Source organism: Bradyrhizobium centrolobii, from assembly GCF_001641635.1.
In the GTDB taxonomy this organism is placed as follows: Bacteria; Pseudomonadota; Alphaproteobacteria; order Rhizobiales; family Xanthobacteraceae; genus Bradyrhizobium; species Bradyrhizobium centrolobii.
In genome coordinates, this window is record NZ_LUUB01000051.1 from 108,201 (window position 1) to 127,729 (window position 19,529).

Here is a 19,529-nt window from a genome sequence, read left to right on the forward strand (position 1 = left end):
GTGTCTCCGCAATCGGGACTTCCAACGTGGAAAAAGCCCCCACCCGGCGCTTCGCCACAGCCGAGGCCTTGCCTCGGCGTCTCTAAAGAGAACGGCCGCCGAAGGCGGCCTATGCCTCCCCCCGCAAGCGGGAGAGGTTGAACGAGCCCGCGGCCCACATCGATTCAACCTAACGCCATTTCGCTTAGCCCTATTGGTTGATCTCGGGCTCGACGAGCCTTGCCAGGTTTCGCAGCGATTCCTGCCAGCCGAGATAGCAGGCCTCCGGCGGGATGACGTCCGGTATGCCAGCCTGCGTCACGTCCAGCTCGGTGCCGACGGAGACTTTCTTCAGCGTTACGGTGACCTGAAGTTCGCCGGGCAGGTTGGGGTCGTCGAACTTGTCGGTGTAGCACAGCCGTTCGCCCGGAATGAGCTCGAGATATTCACCGCCGAACGCGTGGCTGTTGCCGGTCGTGAAGTTGCGGAAGGACATTCTGAACGTACCCCCGACCTTGGGCTCGAGGTGATGGACGGTGCAGGCAAAGCCGTTGGGCGGAAGCCATTTCGCCAGCGCGTCCCCCTCAAGAAAGGCGCGGTAGACTTTCTCCGGGCTGGTCGCCAAAACGCGGTGCAGGCGTACAGTGTTGGGCATAAGCGTTCATCCTCTTGCATTGATGGGCAGGGTATTGACATCTGTCGCCCATTCATGCCCCGAGGACGAGCGAGACGCTGCCGGCCCGACACGACATCTCAGATTTTCCTGCCAGAGTCTGTTGAGGGCGCCCACCGCACTCGGTGTCCGGTCTCGCCCAGGAAGCTGACGTGTCGACGGGGACGTGTTGTTCATGTCAGGTGCATCCGCGGACCGTTGAACGGTGGCCTGGCGCGAGTTTATCTCAGCAACGTGAATTGGTGGATTGCGCCTTTTGCTTCCCGCGATGGCCGGTGCATGTCAGCATCGCACCGGCGACGTGGAGGTCCGCTCATGCAGGTTCGGTGGGGCGTCTCGACCGGCGCGATACTTGTTGCGGGTCTACTCACAGGGAGCGGCCTCGCCGGTACCGGCGGACCGCAGGAAGCCGCAGACAAAGAGCCGGCCCCTTCGGTCGACATCGAACTCGTCATCGCCGTCGACGTCTCCTATTCGATGGATTTGGATGAACTCGCGGTCCAGCGGGAGGGTTACGCCCAGGCCATCGTATCCAAGGAATTCCTGCAGGCCCTGAGGGGTGGTCCGAACGGAAAGATTTCGATCACGTATTTCGAGTGGTCGGCGTCCAGCGACCAAAAGATCATCATTCCCTGGCGGGTGATCGACGGTCCCGAGACGGCCGATGCCGTCGCCAATGAAATCATGCGGACGCCGGTGCGGCGGGGGTCGCGCACCTCGATCTCGGGCGCGATCCTGTACGCGATGCCTCTCTTCGACGAGAACCCGAGCCGGGGGTTCCGGCGCGTCATTGATATTTCAGGCGACGGTCCAAACAACAACGGCCCACCGATCACGCCTGTACGTGAGGAAGCGCTCGGAAAGGGTATCGTCATCAACGGACTGCCGATCATGGTGAAGGAGCCGTCGTACCCCTCGATGGATATCGAGAATCTCGATTGGTACTACGAGGACTGCGTGATAGGGGGCCCTGGCTCGTTCGTGGTGGCGATCAAGGACCGCGACACATTCAAGGAGGCGATCCGCGCGAAACTCCTGCTCGAGGTGGCGGGCAGAAGCCCAGAGCATCGGGTGGTGCCGGTCGCGGAGAAAGAACCGCGCGTCAGTTGCACCATCGGCGAGAAGATTTGGCAGGATCGCTGGGGTCGCTAGGCATGGGCACCTAGCCCGGGTTTTCGAGGCTGAACGTTTCCGACTGCTCATCCTCGGCTGAGAGCTGCGCGTACCGCCTCCGAGAGACGATCTCGGCCTGCTTGAGACCCCCATGGGTCGAAGGTAACCGGTCCGCGGCAAAGCTCAAGCGCCGGCTGTATTCGACGTTGGAATCGTTAGGATAATTTATCCCGGCGGCAATGCTCCAGTGCTCCGAAAAGCTCTTTGCCGGGCGAGACCTGCGCTTCTTTCGACGTTCGCATAATGCCCCTGTTTTGCCCGACGTGTCAAAGGGGTTTCGTAAAATCCGCAATTCCTTTGTTGCCAACGGGTTGGCTACTGTGCATGGGGTTGTTTTTCAGTTTTTTAGTTGGTGCCTGTGACTACAGGCGTTCTCATGCAAAAAAGGCCGCCCCGATGGGCGGCCCTTTTGTCTCGCGTCAAAGCGCTACCGCTTACTCAGCGGCCTGCTTCTGCGGCGGGTCGAGCGCGCCGGACTTGTGGATCTCGGCGACCTGATGGTCGCTGAAGCCGAGCACACTGCGCAGGATCTCGTCGGTATGTTCGCCGAGCAGCGGGGAGCGCTGCACGTCGCTGGGGCTATCCGACAGCTTGATCGGGTTGCCGACCGAGATGTACTTGCCGCGGGTCGGATGATCGACCTCGACCACGGTGCCGGTCGCGCGCAGCGACTGGTCTTCCGCGATTTCCTTCATCGACAGGATCGGGCCGCAGGGGATGTCGTCCTTGTTGAGGATCTCCATCGCCTCGAACTTGGTCTTCGTCATCGTCCACTGCTCGATGCGGGCGAAGATCTCGTTCAGCCGCGGCAGGCGGGCCGGGGGCTTGGCGTAGTTCGGATCGGTCTTCCAGGTCGGTTCGCCGATCACGTCGCAGATCTTCTCCCAGACCGGGGCCTGGGTGATGAAGTAGATGTAGGCGTTGGGATCGGTCTCCCAGCCCTTGCACTTCAGGATGCGGCCGGGCTGGCCGCCGCCGGAATCGTTGCCGGCGCGCGGCACGGCGTCGCCGAACGGAATGCCTTCGCCGAACTGGCTGTATTCCTTGAGCGGCCCATGGGCGAGGCGCTGCTGGTCGCGCAGTTTTACACGCGCAAGGTTGAGCACGCCGTCCTGCATCGCAGCCGTGACGCGCTGGCCCTTGCCCGAATGCGTGCGGTGGTAGAGCGCGGTGACGATGCCGAGCGCGAGATGCAGGCCGGTGCCGGAATCGCCGATCTGTGCGCCGGTGACGAGCGGGAGACCATCACGGAAGCCGGTGGTCGAAGCGGCGCCGCCGGTGCACTGCGCGACGTTCTCATAGACCTTGCAGTCCTCGTACGGCCCGGGGCCGAAGCCCTTGATCGAGGCGACGATCATCTTCGGGTTGATCGCATGAATCTTCTCCCAGGGGAAACCCATGCGATCGAGCACGCCGGGGCCGAAGTTCTCGACCAGCACGTCGCACTTCTTGATCAGCTCGGTGAGGACTTCCTTGCCCTTGGGGTTCTTGGTGTCGAGCGTGATCGAGCGCTTGTTGTGGTTGAGCATGGTGAAATACAGGCTGTCCACGTTCGGGATGTCCTGCAGCTGGCCGCGGGTGATGTCACCGACACCGGGACGTTCCACCTTGATCACGTCGGCGCCGAACCATGCAAGCAATTGCGTGCAGGTCGGCCCCGACTGGACGTGGGTGAAATCGAGAATGCGAACGCCCGTGAGCGCCTTTGTCATCGTGTTTGCTCCTTTCACTATCTGTTTCCGTCATGCCCGCGAAGGCGGGCATCCAGTATTCGCTGTCGATTCAGTTGGGCTCAGTATTCGCCATCAAGGATGGTTCGGCGATTACTGGATTCCCCGCCTGCGCGGGGAATGACCCGCTGGGTGTTCACTTCTTCTTCTGCAGAACGCTCTGCGGATTGAGATTGCCGATGCGGCCGCTCTCCGAGCCCGCGGCCGGGTCGATCACGGCGTTGATCAGCGTCGGCTTGCCCGACTTCATCGCCTCGTTGACGGCGCGCTTGAGCTCGTCCGGCGAGCTGGCATTCACGCCGACGCCGCCGAAGGCTTCCATCATCTTGTCGTAGCGCGCGCCCTTGACGAAGACGGTGGTCGCGGGATCGGAGTTGGCGCTGTTGACGTCGGTGCCGCGATAGATGCCGTCATTGTTGAAGATGACGACGCAGATCGGCAGGTTGTAGCGGCAGATCGTCTCGACCTCCATGCCGGAGAAGCCGAAGGCGCTGTCGCCTTCCACCGCCAGCACGGGGTTGCCGGTCTCGAGCGCAGCCGCAATCGCCTGGCCCATGCCGATGCCCATCACGCCCCAGGTGCCGACGTCGAGACGCTTGCGCGGCTTGTACATGTCGATGACGCCGCGGGCGAGATCGAGCGTGTTGGCGCCCTCGTTGACGAGGATCGCGTCCGGATGCTCCTTGATGACGTTCTTCAGCACGCCGAGCGCACCGTGATAGTCCATCGGCGACTTGTTGTTCATGAGCTTCGGCGCCATCTTGGCGACGTTCTCTTCGCGCTTGGTCGAAACAGCCTTGGTCCATTCGGCGGGCGGGGCGGTCCAGCCCGCACCCATCGCCTGGTTGAAGGCCGAGACGACCGAGCCGATGTCGCCGACGACAGGCGCAACGATCTCGACGTTGGAGTCCATTTCCCTCGGCTCGATATCGACCTGGATGAACTTCTTGGGCGCTTCACCCCAGGTCTTGCCCTTGCCGTGCGAGAGCAGCCAGTTGAGCCGCGCGCCGATCAGCATCACGACGTCGGACTCTTTGAGAACCGTCGAGCGGGCAGCGCCGGCGCACTGCGGATGCGTATCGGGGAGGAGGCCCTTGGCCATGCTCATCGGCAGGAAGGGCACGCCGCTCTTCTCGACGAAGGTCTTGATCTCCTCGTCGGCCTGCGCGTAGGCCGCGCCCTTGCCGAGGATGATGAGCGGGCGCTTGGCGCCCTTGAGCACGTCGAGTGCGCGCTTGACCGAAGCGGGCGAGGGGATCTGCGCGGGAGCCGCGTCGATCACCTTGACCAGCGACTTCTCGCCGGCATCGGCATTCATCACTTGGCCGAACAGCTTTGCCGGCAGGTCGAGATAGACGCCGCCCGGACGGCCCGAGACCGCGGCGCGGATGGCGCGGGCCAGGCCGATGCCGATGTCCTGGGCGTGCAGCACGCGATAGGCCGCCTTGCACAGGGGCTTGGCGATCGCGAGCTGATCCATTTCTTCGTAGTCGCCCTGCTGGAGGTCGACGATCTCGCGCTCGGAGGAGCCCGAGATCAGGATCATCGGGTAGCAGTTGGTGGTGGCGTGGGCGAGCGCAGTGAGACCGTTGAGGAAGCCGGGCGCAGAGACGGTGAGGCAGACGCCGGGCTTCTTGGTGAGGAAGCCCGCGATGCCCGCCGCGTAACCGGCGTTCTGCTCGTGGCGGAAGGAGATCACGCGAATGCCGGCGGCCTGCGCCATGCGGCCCAAATCCGTGATCGGGATGCCCGGCACATTATAGATGGTGTTGATGCCGTTCAGCTTGAGCGCGTCGATGACGAGATGGAAGCCATCCGTCAGTTCCTGCTCGGTGCCCGGTGCTTCGGACTTGGTCGCGGTATTCAGCATGGGCCTTGTCTCCCTGGTCTCAAGGTCGTTGGGGCGAATGGTTCGCCCTTCTGGTGAACGTTGCTAGGTTAAAGAGCTACGTGAATAGTTCCTGGCCGTGTGCTTCGACGTAAGCTGCAAGGCCAAGGGTGTGGTCGCGGGCGCGCTTCTCGGCGAGCTCGGTGTCGCGCGCTTCGAGCGCTTCGATGATGCCGAGATGCTCGGGCAGCGAGGTCGCGGTGCGATCCTTCCGTCCGATCGTCAGTTGCCGGTAGCCGCGCACGTGCAGCAGCAGGTCGTTGGTGAGATCGACCAACACCGGCGATTCCGACAGCGAGATCAGCGCCTGGTGGAAGGCGATGTTCGCCTTGGAGTATTCCTCGACGTGATCCTCGGGCAGGCGGTCCTTGCCAAAGTCCTTGAAGAAGTCGCGCAGCGCCGAAATGTCCTTCTTGCGCGCGGTGGTGGTGATCAGGCGCGCCGCCATGCTCTCCAGCGCCGCCCAGGCGCGGATCATGTCGACGATCTCGTTCTTGGTCCTGCGCACCACCATGATGCCGCGGCGCGGCACGGTCTTCACGAAGCCGTCCTGCTCGAGCATCGCGATCGCCTCGCGGATCGGCGTGCGGCTGACACCCAGGCGCTCGGACAGCGCGCGCTCGTCGAGCATCACCGGCTCGGGCGTCGAGTAGATGTCCATCTTGAGGATGGCTTCCTTCAAGGCGTCATACGCCTTGTTCTTGAAGCTGCTCTCCGGGGCAATACGAACGATTGCGATGTCTGCCTCGGCCATGTTCGGCAACGCCTTGGTTGGTTTCCGCAGTGACATGACGATTCTCCTCCTGTGGGAGTCGTCTTTTACAGGAATATTAACCGGAAAGTTTTTGGCATACCACATGCCAGAATGTCAAGCTGCCTATTTTTTACGGCGTTCTAGGCGATGCGCCGTCTTGACAAGTTGGCTTCTGGCATACCAAATGCCATCGCCAGCCATTTTTGATCCAAGCCGGCGGAGTACTCTTGGCCTTATGCCACTCCGTTCCGCGGCATGGAACAGAGCGCGGCGAATGGCAAGCATCACTGGCGGCCGCAATACGCGCGCGCTTTGAAAGCAAGAACTGAGGTCAAGGGAGAAGCCACATGTCCAATTCCAAAGATGCCGTCCGCAAGGTCCTTGACCAGGTCAAGGCGGACAACCGCACCAGCCTGACGGCGCCTGAGGGCAAGCTGGTCTGCGACGCCTACGGCATTCCGGTGCCGAAGGAGGGGGTCGCGAAGTCGGCGGGCGAAGCCGGCAAGATCGCGTCCTCCATGGGCTTCCCGGTCGTGATGAAGATCGTCTCGCCGGACATTCTCCACAAGACCGAAGCCGGCGGCGTCATCGTCGGCGTCAAGACGGCGCAGGACGCCGAGAAGGCCTACGAGACCATTCTCTCCAACGCCAGGAAGTACAAGGCCGACGCCAAGATCGAAGGCATCCAGGTGCAGCAGATGCTGGCCGGCGGCACCGAGGTCATCATCGGCTCGATCACCGACGGCTCGTTCGGCAAGCTCGTCGCCTTCGGCCTCGGCGGCGTGCTGGTCGAAGTCCTGAAGGACATCACCTTCCGCCTCGCGCCCGCGACCAAGGAAGATGCGCTGTCGATGCTCGACGGCATCCAGGCACATGAGATCCTGAAGGGCGTGCGCGGCGGCGAGCCGGTCAACCGCACGGCGCTCGCCGACGTCATCGTCAAGGTCTCGCAGCTCGTCTCGGACTTCCCCGAAATCGTCGAGCTCGACCTCAACCCGGTGTTCGCGACCCCGAAGGACGCCACCGCCGCCGACGTTCGCATCGTCGTCGACTTCGCCTACAAGCCCAAGCCGAAGCCGCGTCCGACCGAAGAGATCGTCGCGGCCATGAACCGCATCATGCAGCCGAAGGCGGTCGCCGTGATCGGCGCCTCCGCGGAGGACGGCAAGATCGGTAACTCCGTGATGAAGAACCTGATCAACGGCGGCTACAAGGGCGAGATCATTCCGATCCATCCCAAGGCCTCCGAGATTCTCGGCTACAAGGCCTACAAGAGCGTCAGGGACGTGCCGGGCGTGATCGATGTCGCGGTGTTCGCGATTCCCGCGAAGTTCGTGGCCGGCGCGCTGACCGAGTGCGGCGAGAAGAAAATTCCGGGCGCGGTTCTGATTCCGTCGGGCTTCGCCGAGGCTGGCGCACCGGAGCTCCAGGCCGAGATCGTCGAGGTCGGCAAGAAGTACGATATCCGCCTGATGGGGCCGAACATCTACGGCTTCTACTATACGCCGGCGAATCTCTGCGCGACCTTCTGCACGGCCTATGACGTGAAGGGCCACGCGGCGCTGTCCTCGCAGTCGGGCGGCATCGGCATGGCCATCATCGGCTTCTCGCGCTCGGCGAAGATGGGCGTGTCGGCGATCGTCGGCCTCGGCAACAAGTCCGACATCGACGAGGACGATCTGCTCGCCTTCTTCGAGCAGGACCCCAACACGAACCTGATCGCGCAGCACTGCGAAGATCTCAAGGACGGCCGCGCCTTCGCGGAAGCCGCCAAGCGTGTCTCCAAGAAGAAGCCGGTTGTCGTGCTCAAGGCGGGCCGCACCTCGGCCGGCGCGAAGGCGGCCTCGTCGCATACCGGCGCGCTCGCCGGCAACGACAGGATCTACGAGGACGTGTTCAAGCAGTCCGGCGTGATCCGCGCGCGTTCGCTGCGGCAATTGCTCGAATTCGCCCGTGGCGTGCCGGTGCTGCCGACGCCGAAGGGCGAGAACGTGCTGATCATCACCGGTGCGGGCGGCTCGGGCGTGCTGCTGTCGGACTCCTGTGTCGACAACGGCCTGTCGCTGATGTCGATGCCGCCGGATCTCGATGCGGCCTTCCGCAAGTTCATCCCGCCGTTCGGCGCGGCCGGAAATCCTGTGGATATCACCGGCGGCGAGCCGCCGATCACCTACGTCAACACGGTGAAGCTCGGCCTCTCCGACGATCGCATCCACGCGCTGATCCTCGGCTACTGGCATACCATCGTCACCCCGCCGATGGTGTTCGCCCGCAACATGGTCGAGGTGAAGAAGGAGATGGAGGCCAAGGGCTTTGTGAAGCCGATGGTCGCCTCGCTCGCCGGCGACGTCGAGGTCGAGGAGGCCGCCGAATATCTCTACCAGAACGGCATCCCGGCCTATGCCTACTCGACCGAGCTGCCGGTCGAGGTGCTCGGCGCCAAGTACAAGTGGGCGCGCGGGGCAGGGCTGCTTTGAGCTGAAGAAGACCTTTCACCTCTCCCCGCTTGCGGGGAGAGGCCCGGCGATGCAGAGCATCGTCCGGTGCACAATCCGGGTGAGGGGGACTCTCCGCGAGTTCGTCTCTCACCGTGTTCGCGGAGATAGCCCCTCACCCCGACCCTCTTCCCGTAGGAACGGGGAGAGGGAGACGAGGCGGCTGATGCTTTGTCTCACTGACGAATGCAGGTCGCGATGAGCAAGAACGTGATCCGGCGCAAATCATTCGAGCCAAGATCGCCGGCGGAGGCCGATTACGAGGCGCGCGACGGCGGCGTGCAGTCGGTCGACCGCGCGCTGTCGATTCTGGAGACGCTGGCCGAGGACGACGAGGGCTATCGCCTCAGCGATCTCGCCGTCCGCACCGGGCTGTCGACCTCGACCGTGCACCGTCTGCTGGCGACGCTGGAAAGCCGTCGCTTCGTGCAGTTCGATCGCGCCGAGTCCAAATGGCATGTCGGGGTGCGCAGCTTCACGGTGGGCGCGAGCTTCGCGCGGCGGCGCAATTTCACCGCGCAGGCGGTTCCCTATTTGCGCAAGCTGCGCGATCTCACCCGTGAGACTGCCAACCTAGCCGTGGTCGACGACGAGTTCATCATCGTGCTGACTCGCATGGAAAGCCGCGAGATCATGCGTTCGCTGACCAAGGTCGGCGGTCGCGTCGCGATGGTCACCTCCGGCGTCGGCAAGGCGGTGCTCGCGACCTATTCGGACGAGGACGTCGGCGCCATCATCCGCCATCACGGCATGCCCAGGTTGACCGAGAAGTCGATCGTGCGGCCGAGCGACCTGTTCCGGGAGCTGCAAAAGATTCGCGCGCAGGGCTATGCCATCGACGACGAGGAGGCGCAGATGGGCCTGCGCTGCGTCGCGGCGGTGGTTTACGACGATCGCGCCGAGCCACTCGCCGCGATCTCCGTCTCCGGCATGACCAGCCGCATCACCGACGAACGGTTGCCGGAGATCGGCCGCGTCGTGCGCGAGGCGGCTGCGGAGCTGACCGCGGCGCTGGGTGGCCTGATGCCGGAGAAGGTCTCCTGAGTGGAGTGTGGAAACGGATCAGGTGATCCAGCCGGCCTTGATCACGTAGACATACAGGACGAACGTCGCGACCGCGGCGCATGCCAGCGCGAAGCCGCCGGCGAGCACCATGTGGTCGGCGGTGCCGAATCGCCACACAGCGTCGCTGGGCGTTGACGAGGACGCTGACTTCAAGGCTCAGCCGATCGCGCGCCCTCAGCGCATCGACGAGGCCTTGCAAGGCATAGAAAGCGATGCGCAACAATTCGATCGGTAAGCTGAGCAGTCTGAGTATGGCGTTGTGTTGGTCGCAATGGGACGGCGGAAGTTCATGGGAAACCGCATTTGATGCGCAGGCGGTCCGGTAGACGCTCGCCTACGCTCCAGCGGCACGCCGTGGAGGGTCGCAGCAACGGAGGGGCGGACCCGTCTTGCCCAATGCGTAAGCAGAGGTTCCGCCTAATTTGAGCTTGCCCCGGTAGGCCGGGGGCGCAACCATCGGTCGGCGATCCACGTTGCGCGAGGGCCCCGATGACCAAACTGACCCGTTTTGCGGTCGCGCCGCTGCACAGCATGACGCGGCGCCTTGCCGACGTCGCCTCGGCGCGCCTCGCGCCCAACCTTGTCGTCACGGGCGCACGGGTGCTCTCGACCTATTCCGAGCGCATCCATGCGGGCCGCGAGGTCTGGATCACCGGCGGCCGCATTGCCGCGGTGAAGCCGGCCGGCGCGGCGAAGAAGATCTGGAGCGACGTTCCACTCTACGACGCGGCCGGCGGCATCATCGCGCCGGGCCTGGTCGATCCGCACATCCACGTCGAATCCTCGATGGTGACGGCCTGCGCCTATGCCGAGGCGGCACTCCTCAACGGCACCACGACGATCTTCTGCGACAGCCACGAGATCGGCAACGTCATGGACGTCGCCGGGGTCGAGGCGATGCTCGAGGACGCGCGCGAGGCGCCGCTCTCGATCTTCCTGACGGTGCCGAGCACCGTGCCCGCGACCTCGCCGGAGCTTGAGACCGCCGGCGGCGATCTCACGCCCGACAAGATCGCCGGCCTGTTCGATCGCTGGCCGGAAGCCGTGGCGCTCGGTGAGAAGATGGACTTTGTGCCGGTGACGATGGGCGATGAACGCAGCCACGCCATTCTCGCAGCCGCTTTGAAGCGCGGACGGCCGGTGTCGGGCCATGTCTACGGCCGCGAATTCGTCGCGGCCTATGCGGCATCAGGCGTCACCGACACCCATGAGGCGATCGATCGCGACATCGCCGACGACCTGCTCGATGCCGGCGTCTGGGTTTTCCTGCGCGGCGGGCCGCCGACAACGCCCTGGCATTCGCTGCCGCAGGCGATCCGCACCATCACCGAGCTCGGCGCCTCCCACAAGCGCACCGCGGTCTGCACCGACGACCGCGATGCCGACGATCTCCTGCTGTTCGGCCTCGACTGGGTGGTGCGCGAGGTGGCGAAAGCGGGGATGTCGCCGGAGCAGGCCTGGTCGATGGGCTCGCTGCACGGCGCGACGCGCTTCGGCATGGAAGGCGACATCGGTGGGCTCGGCGGCGGGCGTCGTGCCGATCTCGTGCTGATGAACGACGATCTGAAGCCGCAATGCACCTGGTATGGCGGCGAACTCGTGGTCGAGCGAGGCAAGATCACGCCGCGGCTCGATCAGGCACTGTCGCAGCGCTATCGATATCCGAAGGCGGCCTACGCGACGGTCAAGCTGCCGGAGAAACTGAAGCTGACGCCGGAGCTGCCGGCGAAGGCCTGCACGGTCAACGCGATCAAAACCGCGCTGCCCGGCATCACGCTGATCCATGAGAAGGTCAGAATAGAGCCGGCGAAGGACTGGCCGGCGCTGTTTGAACGGTACGGCCTTTGTTTCGTCACGGTGGTCGAGCGCCACGGCAAGTCGGCCGGTAACGTCGCCTATGGCCTGCTCAAGGATTTTGGGCTGAAGCGCGGCGCGGTCGCCTCCAGCGTCGGGCATGACAGCCACAACATCATCGTTGCAGGTACCAACGAGCCGGATATGCAGGCGGCGATCGCGGCGATCAGGGAGCACCAGGGCGCGGTCTGTGTCGTCGCGGATGGCAAGGTGAGGGCGCTGGTGCCGCTGCCGATTGCCGGGCTGCTCTCCGACAAGCGCGTCATGGAGGTGGCCGAAGAGGTCAAGGCATTGAAGAAGGAGTGGACGGACGCCGGCTGCACCATTCCCTACATGGGCTTCAATCTGATCCCGCTATCGGTCATTCCCGAAATTCGCATCACCGACAAGGGCCTGGTGCTGGTGCCGCAGATGGAGCTGGCGCCGCTGTTCGAGTGACCGGCGTTTCATAGATATTCCCGTCTAAGCGGTTGATGCGTCCGCAGTTTTTTTGAGCGCTGCCGTATCGTGGAAAATAAAACCGATCTCGTTGAGATCACCGCTTGCGCATTCAATGATCACCCTCGCGCTGACGCAACAGAGCGAGGTCCAATATGGCGAAGATGCGAGCCGTCGATGCAGCCGTGCGAATTCTGGAGAAGGAAGGCATCTCGACTGCCTTCGGCGTTCCCGGAGCGGCGATCAATCCGCTTTACTCGGCGCTGAAGAAGCGCGGTTCGATCCGCCACATCCTCGCGCGCCACGTCGAGGGCGCCTCGCACATGGCGGAGGGCTATACGCGGGCCAAGGCCGGAAATATCGGCGTTTGCATCGGCACGTCGGGGCCGGCCGGCACCGACATGATCACTGGGCTTTATTCCGCGATCGCCGACTCCATTCCGATCCTCTGCATCACCGGGCAGGCGCCGCGTGCGCGGCTCTACAAGGAAGATTTTCAGGCCGTCGACATCGAGTCGATCGCAAAGCCCGTGACCAAATGGGCGGTCACGGTGCGCGAGCCGGCACTGGTGCCGCGCGTGTTCAGCCAGGCCTTCCACGTGATGCGCTCGGGCCGGCCCGGGCCGGTGCTGATCGACATGCCGCTCGACGTGCAGCTCGCCGAGATCGAGTTCGACGACGAGACCTATGAGCCGCTGCCGGTCTACAAGCCCTCGGCGACCCGCAAGCAGGTCGAGAAGGCGCTGGAGATGCTCAATGCCGCCGAGCGGCCGCTGATCGTGGCGGGTGGCGGAGTGATCAACGCCGATGCCTCGGACCTCCTGGTCGAATTCGCCGAGACCGTGAATGTGCCGGTCGTGCCGACCCTGATGGGGTGGGGCGCGATCCCTGACGATCATGTGCTGATGGCCGGCATGGTCGGCCTGCAGACCAGCCACCGTTACGGCAACGCCACCATGCTCGAGTCCGATTTCGTGCTCGGCATCGGCAACCGTTGGGCCAATCGCCACACCGGCTCGATCGAGACCTACACCAAGGGTCGTACCTTCGTGCATGTCGACATCGAGCCGACGCAGATCGGGCGCGTATTCAATCCCGATCTCGGCATCGTCTCGGATGCGAAGGCCGCGCTCGAACTCTTCGTCATCGTCGCCAGGGAGTGGCGCCGGTCAGGCAGGTTGCGCGAGCGCCAGGCGTGGCCCGCGGCCTGCCGCGATCGCAAGCGTTCGATGCTGCGCAAGAGCCATTTCGACAACGTGCCGATCAAGCCGCAGCGCGTCTATGAGGAGATGACCAAGGCCTTTGGCCGCGACACCTGCTACGTCACCGTGATCGGCCTGTCGCAGATCGCCGGCGCGCAGTTCTTGGGTGTCTACAAGCCGCGCAACTGGATCAATGCTGGGCAGGCGGGGCCGCTCGGCTGGACGCTGCCGGCCGCCCTCGGCGTGCGCGCGGCGTGTCCGGATCGCGACATCGTCGCGCTGTCGGGCGACTACGACTTCCAGTTCCTGATCGAGGAGCTCGCGGTCGGGGCGCAGTTCAATCTGCCCTACATCCACGTCGTCGTGAACAATTCCTATCTCGGCCTGATCCGCCAGGCCCAGCGCGGCTTCGACATGGACTATCACGTCCAGCTCTCCTTCGAGAACATCAACGCGCCCGAGATTGGCGTCTACGGCGTCGATCACGTCGCGGTCGCCGAAGGCCTCGGCTGCAAGGCGATCCGCGTCACCGATCCGAAGGATGCGCAGGCCGCGTTCGCAACCGCGCGCGAGCTGATGGCAAAGCACCGCGTGCCCGTGGTGGTGGAGTTCATCCTCGAACGTGTCACCAACATCGCGATGGGGACCGAGATCGACAACATCGTCGAGTTCGAGGAGGTGCTGGATCTGCCGCTCGACGAGGTCGAGAGCGTGCGATCCGGCGTGTTGCAGCCGGCGGAATAGGGAGGACAGCATCGTGCCAAGATTTGCCGCCAACCTCACCATGCTCTTCAACGAGATGCCGTTTGTCGACCGCTTTGCCGCGGCGAAGGCGGCGGGCTTCAGTGGGGTCGAATATCTCTTTCCCTATGATTTCGACAAGGCGCAGCTCCGCGAGCAGCTCGAGAGCCATGGGCTGACGCAGGTGCTGCACAATCTCCCCGCGGGCAATTGGGCGGCGGGCGAGCGCGGCATCGCCATCCTGCCCGATCGCGTCAGCGAATTCCGCGACGGCGTATTCCGCGCCATCGACTATGCCAAGGCACTCGATTGCGACCAGCTCAACTGCCTCGTCGGCATCGCGCCTGTCGATGCCGATCCCCGCGAGCTGAACGAGACGCTGGTCGGAAACTTGCGCTTCGCGGCCTCGACGCTGGCGAGGGAGAACATCAAGCTCCTGGTCGAGCCGATCAATACGCTCGACATTCCCGGCTTCTTCCTGAACGGCACCGAGCAGGCGGTGCAGCTCATCTCCGAGGTGCGTTCGAGCAACCTCTTCATACAGTACGACATCTATCACATGCAGATCATGGAGGGCGATCTCGCCCGCACCATGCAGGAATATCTCGACCGCATCGCGCACGTTCAGTTGGCCGACAATCCCGGCCGTCACGAGCCCGGCACTGGCGAGATCAACTATCCCTTCCTGTTCCGCCACCTCGACGCCATCGGCTACCGCGGCTGGATCGGATGCGAATACAAGCCGCGCACCACCACGCTTGAAGGTCTGTCGTGGCACGCGGCGCAGACGTTCGAGACCTGAGGATTCTAGCCACGGTATCAGTGCGCTCCCTCTCCCCCTTGCGGGGGGTGGGGTTGGGGTGTCTCCGCGGTGGGACTCGTTCAAGTGCGTTGAGAATCCCCGAATGGAGAGAGCCCCCACCCGGCGCTATGCGCCGACCTCCCCCGCAAGCGGGAGAGGTGCAGCGAGCCCGTGGATCAACTTAGACAAATATAGAGGAACGATTGACATGATCGACATTGGCTTCATCGGACTTGGCACCATGGGACGGCCGATGGCCGGCCATCTCCAGGCCGCGGGTCACCGCTTGTTCCTGCATGACGTCGGACCGGTGGCGCCGGATCTCGTTTCCGCCGGCGGCGTCGTGTGCAAGACGGCAAAGCAGGTGGCGGAGGAGGCGGATGCCGTCATCATCATGGTGCCGGATACGCCGCACGTCGAAGCGGTGCTGTTCGGCAAGGACGGCGTCGCGAGCGGCATCTCCAAAGGCAAGATCGTCGTCGACATGAGCTCGATCTCGCCGCTGGCCACAACAGAGTTTGCGAAGAAGATCGAGGCGCTCGGCGCCGACTATCTCGATGCCCCGGTATCGGGCGGCGAGGTCGGTGCCAAGGCGGCGAGCCTCACCATCATGGTGGGCGGGTCCGAGCGGGCCTTCAACACCATGAAGCCGATTTTCGACAAGATGGGCAAGAATGTCACCCGCGTCGGCGCCAATGGCGACGGGCAGACGACGAAGGTCGCCAACCAGATCATCGTCGCGCTCACGATCGAGGCGGTGAGCGAGGCGCTGCTGTTCGCATCCAAAGCCGGTGCCGATCCTGCGCTGGTACGGCAGGCTCTGATGGGCGGTTTCGCCTCATCGCGGATTCTCGAAGTGCATGGCGAGCGCATGGTGAAGCGCAATTTCGATCCGGGCTTCCGCATCGAGCTGCACCAGAAGGATCTCAACCTCGCGCTCGAAGGCGCGCGCTCGCTCGGCCTGTCGCTGCCGAGCACGGCGGTGGCGCAGCAATTGTTCTCGGCCTGCACCGCGCATGGCGGCAAGGCCTGGGATCACTCGGCGATGGTGCGCGCGCTGGAACTGATGGCAGGTCACGAAATCGCCGCGGCGTGAAGTGTTACGCCGTAACAGTCTCCAGTGTATTGGCGCGTCTTTCGTCCGTGCGGAACCGGAACAATGATCGGGGCCCCGCGGTTGAAGGCGCACAACAATCACTGGAGAGCAAGGACATGAAAACCCGTCTTGCGATCTCGTTGGCTGCCGCGTCGCTGCTGGCGTCGAGCGCGGCCTTTGCACAGTCGACGACCGCCGAGGGCGCTGCGAACGGCGCACGTGCGGGCGGCGAGATCGGCGGCCCGGTCGGTGCGATGGTCGGCGGCACCGTGGGCGCGGCCGTCGGCGCCGGTCTCGAAATTCCGAACGCGGTGCTGGGCGGCATCCCGCGCGGCGAGCCGTCGGTCGTGGTGCATGAGCGCGTCGTGGTCGGCGAACCGTTGCCGCCGGCCGTGGTGCTGCACCCCGTACCGAACTACACCGAGTATCGCTATGCGGTCGTGAATGATCGCCGTGTCATCGTCGAGCCGCGGACGCGTCGCGTCATCAGGATCCTCGACTGATCGTCGCGCACGCCGGCGACGAAAATTCAGGCCCTGCGGAGCATCACTCCGCGGGGCTTTCGCTTGTCATGTTGCCCGTGCCAAAACGGGCCATGGCCCAATCGACCACAGCCGCGAGCACAAAGCCGAGACAGGCCGTGAGCGCGTCGACCACGAAATCCTCCAGCCGCGCATGCCGTCCCGGCGCCCAGAACTGCATCAGCTCGAGCAGGCCGATCAGGACCACGGACAGAGCCGCGATCGCGAGGCGCCGCCGCCGGTAGGCGAGGCCGAAGGCCAGCCCGACCAGAATGAAGGCGAGGGCATGCTCGCCGTCCTGGCCGAGATCGGAATGCGGCCGCAGGCCGGGCGGTCCGAGGGTGGCGAAAGTGACGGCAGCTGCGAGCAGCCAGGCAAAGGAACGCAATAAAATGGACATCCGCACCGCTTAGCACGGATTTGCAACAGCTGTCGCGGGATAAGGATCTAGATCGCCGTGTAGTTAATGACGAAACGTTAAAGTGGCTCGCGCACGCCGAGGCCGTGCATGAAGCGTTCCCGGATCTGCACGGGATCGCGGCGGGTGGTGCCGACACCCGGCTTGTCGTCGATGCGGACAGCGATCAGGCTCGGCTCGGAGGCGGACATCGCCTCGTCGACCAGGCGCTCGAAATCCTCCTCATCCGCAGCCCAGGCGCTGTTGGCAAGCCCCGAGCCGGCGGCAATAGTGACGATGTCGGCGACATCAGCGGCCGGCGTCGGCTGCGCACCGGTGATCTGGTAGATGCCGTTGTCCATCACGATCATGGTGAGGTTCTTCGGCTTGAGCGTCGCGATGGTCGAAAGCGCGCCGAGCTGCATCAAGAGCGAGCCGTCGCCTTCGAGCGCGAAGACGCGGCGGTCGGGCTGCGCCAGCGCCACGCCGAGCGCGATCGGGAAGGCGAGGCCCATGCTCCCGAGCATATAGAAATTCTGCGGGCGGTGGCCGGCGGCCCAGAGGTCGAAATTGGTGTTGCCGATGCCGCCGATCACGGCTTCCTCGTCCTTGAGCTTCGCGATCAGGCGCGAGGTGACATCGAACCGGTTCATCACTTTGGTGTTGCGCGCGTCCATGGCCGGCCTCACTTGTCGAACACCTTGCCGCCCGTGAGCAGCGGGTTGAGGATCAGCGCCACCGGCGCCTGGGTTGTGACGGCCTGCTTTATCGAGCGGTCGACGATGAATTCGAGCTCGTCGAGCCGGGTGATGGTGTGGTGCTCCAGCGCCAGCGAGTCCAGCACCGGACGCATGGTGCGGCAGACCAGCGACTGGCCGTAGTTGAACTCGCCGAGCGTGCCGCGCTCCGAGACGAACATGATCAGCGGGATCTGGTAGGGTACGGCGAGCGATGCGAGCACGTTGGCGAGCGTGGCAAAGCCCGAGGTCTGCATCAGCACCGCGCCGCGCCGGCCGCCCATCCAGGCGCCCGAGACGATCCCGACCGCTTCCTCCTCGCGGGCGGTGGCAAAGGTCGTGAAGAAGGGATCGGCGTGCAGGCTCTTGATCAGCGGCGTCAGCACGCGGTCCGGCACGTAAGGCACGAGGCTGATCTCGTTCCGCTTGAGGGTCTGCAGGACGATGCCGTGCCAGGTCTTCTCGACGGCGCTCGACGCTTGTGCCGGCTGGGGCGAGGTATGCTGCTCCGCAATCGCCATTGCGTTCTCCCTTCGGCCGCGCTGCATGTTTCTTGGTCTCTGGCTGTCGCGGCGGCTTGGGTACGAACTTGACGCGGCGAGCGGGATTGTCAACATGTTCGGGCCGGCACCGTGATCTGCGCCAGGCGGCCTGCCGCGGCCGGCGCCGCCATGTCATAAGTAACGACAACGAGAAAAGCGGGAGGAAAGCATGGAAGGCGCGCGTGCGGCGCTGGCCCTGCGGATCTCCCTGGCAGAGCCGGAAGGGTCCTGATGTCCGTCAACAACAAGCGTGTCTTCTACGTCAAATATCTGGCCCATCCGATCTATATCGACATCCTGAAGGCCCGCCCCGACGTCCGGCTCGACCGCATCGAGAACGAAAGTCCCGAAGACTTCTATGCGCCGATCCTGAGCGCGGCGCATGTCTACCAGGTCGGCGCGGCCCGCGATGAGCTCGCGCCGCATTTCCATGTCGATGCCGCCCTCCTGAAGCGGACGCCGAACCTGCTGCTCGTCTCCAGCAATGGCGCGGGCTTCGATCCTGTCGACGTCGAGGCTTGCACCGCGGCGGGCGTGCTGGTCGTCAACCAGTCCGGCGGCAATGCCCATTCGGTCGCCGAGCATGCGCTGGCGATGATGCTGACGCTGTCCAAGCGCATCATCCAGTCCGATCGTCGCCTGCGGCGCGAGCGCGACGTCAACCGCAACGACCTGGTCGGCAATGAGGTCGAAGGCAAGACCGTCGGCATCGTCGGGCTCGGCAATGTCGGCCGCCGCATCGCCGCGCTGTGCAAGGGGCTGCTCGGCATGAAGGTGCTGGCCTACGATCCCTACCTCACGAAAGAGGTGATGGCCGAGCGGGGCGGGGAAAAGGTCGAACTCGACGAGCTATTGCGCCGCGCCGACTTCGTCTCGATCTCCTGTCCGCTCAACAAAGGCAGCCGCGGCATGATCAGCGTGCGCGAATTCGCGCTGATGCAGCCGCACGCCTATTTCATCACCACCGCGCGTGGCTTCATCCATGACGAGGACGCGCTGCTGCAGGCGCTGCGCGACCAGCGCATCGCCGGCGCGGGCCTCGACGTCTGGTCCAAGGAGCCGCCGCCGCCGGAGCATCCGCTGCTCCAGTTCGACAATGTGCTGGCGAGCCCGCACACCGCGGGCGTGACCAAGGAAGCGCGTCAGAACATGGGCCGGATCGCGGCCGAGCAGGTGCTGGACACGCTCGACGGCAAGCGGCCGCCGCGGATCATCAATCCCGAGGTCTGGCCGCGCTACGCGGAGCGATTCAAGCAGGCGTTTGGCGTGTCGCCGGGGTAGGGACAGGCAAACTGGCTCGTCATTCCGGGGCAGCTCAAAGAGCCGAACCCGGAATGACGGAGTAGTCGGGAACCGTGACCAGATTTGACCCGCGTCAAATTCTCCTTCCCTTATCCGGGCTAAATGGGATTAGAGTGCCGATGGGGCAGGCCGAGGCAATG

16 protein-coding genes are annotated in these 19,529 nt (G+C 64.3%); 9 read left to right on the forward strand and 7 right to left on the reverse strand.

Annotated features, from left to right (window positions below):
- Positions 1–190: 190 nt before the first annotated feature.
- Positions 191–634 carry an SRPBCC family protein gene (locus AYJ54_RS14050; RefSeq protein WP_063699491.1) on the reverse strand — a complete coding sequence of 148 codons (444 nt, stop codon included), beginning with the start codon at positions 632–634 and terminating at the stop codon, positions 191–193.
- 333 nt (positions 635–967) lie between these two features.
- Between AYJ54_RS14050 and AYJ54_RS14055 the strand changes: the two genes are divergently transcribed.
- The gene (locus AYJ54_RS14055) at positions 968–1,804 is read left to right on the forward strand and encodes a DUF1194 domain-containing protein (RefSeq protein ID WP_063699492.1); all 837 of its coding nucleotides are present in this window, start codon (positions 968–970) and stop codon (positions 1,802–1,804) included.
- A 455-nt stretch (positions 1,805–2,259) separates the two neighbouring features.
- On the opposite strand, the gene frc is transcribed toward AYJ54_RS14055, so the two are convergent.
- The 3 genes from frc to AYJ54_RS14070 all read right to left on the reverse strand — a co-directional run bounded on the left by frc (position 2,260) and on the right by AYJ54_RS14070 (position 6,233).
- The gene (gene frc / locus AYJ54_RS14060; RefSeq protein ID WP_063699493.1) at positions 2,260–3,537 is read right to left on the reverse strand and encodes a formyl-CoA transferase; all 1,278 of its coding nucleotides are present in this window, start codon (positions 3,535–3,537) and stop codon (positions 2,260–2,262) included.
- A gap of 154 nt (positions 3,538–3,691) precedes the next feature.
- A complete protein-coding gene (gene oxc / locus AYJ54_RS14065; protein WP_063699494.1) occupies positions 3,692–5,425 on the reverse strand; it encodes an oxalyl-CoA decarboxylase in 1,734 nt (577 codons plus the stop codon).
- A gap of 76 nt (positions 5,426–5,501) precedes the next feature.
- Positions 5,502–6,233 (reverse strand): GntR family transcriptional regulator, encoded by a 732-nt coding sequence (locus AYJ54_RS14070; protein ID WP_063699495.1) that lies wholly within the window; start codon positions 6,231–6,233, stop codon positions 5,502–5,504.
- Positions 6,234–6,544: 311 nt separating this feature from the next.
- Here AYJ54_RS14070 and AYJ54_RS14075 point away from each other — a divergent pair, with 311 nt between their 5' ends.
- The 7 genes from AYJ54_RS14075 (at position 6,545) to AYJ54_RS14105 (ending at position 16,393) form a co-directional block, all read left to right on the forward strand.
- Positions 6,545–8,674, forward strand: a complete 2,130-nt coding sequence (locus AYJ54_RS14075; RefSeq protein WP_063699496.1) for an acetate--CoA ligase family protein — start codon at positions 6,545–6,547, stop codon at positions 8,672–8,674.
- A 216-nt stretch (positions 8,675–8,890) separates the two neighbouring features.
- The gene (locus AYJ54_RS14080; protein WP_063699720.1) at positions 8,891–9,736 is read left to right on the forward strand and encodes an IclR family transcriptional regulator; all 846 of its coding nucleotides are present in this window, start codon (positions 8,891–8,893) and stop codon (positions 9,734–9,736) included.
- Between the two features lie 510 nt (positions 9,737–10,246).
- Complete coding sequence (locus AYJ54_RS14085; protein ID WP_063699497.1) at positions 10,247–12,049, forward strand: adenine deaminase C-terminal domain-containing protein; 1,803 nt, start codon at positions 10,247–10,249, stop codon at positions 12,047–12,049.
- Positions 12,050–12,204: 155 nt separating this feature from the next.
- Entirely contained in the window at positions 12,205–13,995 is a 1,791-nt protein-coding gene (gene gcl, locus AYJ54_RS14090; protein ID WP_063699498.1) for a glyoxylate carboligase, read from the forward strand.
- Between the two features lie 13 nt (positions 13,996–14,008).
- The gene (gene hyi / locus AYJ54_RS14095; protein WP_063699499.1) at positions 14,009–14,794 is read left to right on the forward strand and encodes a hydroxypyruvate isomerase; all 786 of its coding nucleotides are present in this window, start codon (positions 14,009–14,011) and stop codon (positions 14,792–14,794) included.
- Positions 14,795–15,002: 208 nt separating this feature from the next.
- Complete coding sequence (locus AYJ54_RS14100; protein WP_063699500.1) at positions 15,003–15,890, forward strand: 2-hydroxy-3-oxopropionate reductase; 888 nt, start codon at positions 15,003–15,005, stop codon at positions 15,888–15,890.
- 116 nt (positions 15,891–16,006) lie between these two features.
- Positions 16,007–16,393 (forward strand): DUF1236 domain-containing protein, encoded by a 387-nt coding sequence (locus tag AYJ54_RS14105; RefSeq protein ID WP_063699501.1) that lies wholly within the window; start codon positions 16,007–16,009, stop codon positions 16,391–16,393.
- Positions 16,394–16,436: 43 nt separating this feature from the next.
- Here AYJ54_RS14105 and AYJ54_RS14110 read toward each other — a convergent pair whose 3' ends face one another.
- The 3 genes from AYJ54_RS14110 to AYJ54_RS14120 all read right to left on the reverse strand — a co-directional run bounded on the left by AYJ54_RS14110 (position 16,437) and on the right by AYJ54_RS14120 (position 18,066).
- The gene (locus AYJ54_RS14110; protein ID WP_063699502.1) at positions 16,437–16,811 is read right to left on the reverse strand and encodes a VanZ family protein; all 375 of its coding nucleotides are present in this window, start codon (positions 16,809–16,811) and stop codon (positions 16,437–16,439) included.
- A gap of 77 nt (positions 16,812–16,888) precedes the next feature.
- Positions 16,889–17,485 carry a thiamine pyrophosphate-dependent enzyme gene (locus tag AYJ54_RS14115; protein WP_063699503.1) on the reverse strand — a complete coding sequence of 199 codons (597 nt, stop codon included), beginning with the start codon at positions 17,483–17,485 and terminating at the stop codon, positions 16,889–16,891.
- An 8-nt stretch (positions 17,486–17,493) separates the two neighbouring features.
- A complete protein-coding gene (locus AYJ54_RS14120; RefSeq protein ID WP_063699504.1) occupies positions 17,494–18,066 on the reverse strand; it encodes a thiamine pyrophosphate-binding protein in 573 nt (190 codons plus the stop codon).
- A 252-nt stretch (positions 18,067–18,318) separates the two neighbouring features.
- Between AYJ54_RS14120 and AYJ54_RS14125 the strand changes: the two genes are divergently transcribed.
- Complete coding sequence (locus tag AYJ54_RS14125; protein ID WP_063699505.1) at positions 18,319–19,368, forward strand: hydroxyacid dehydrogenase; 1,050 nt, start codon at positions 18,319–18,321, stop codon at positions 19,366–19,368.
- Positions 19,369–19,529: the final 161 nt, after the last annotated feature.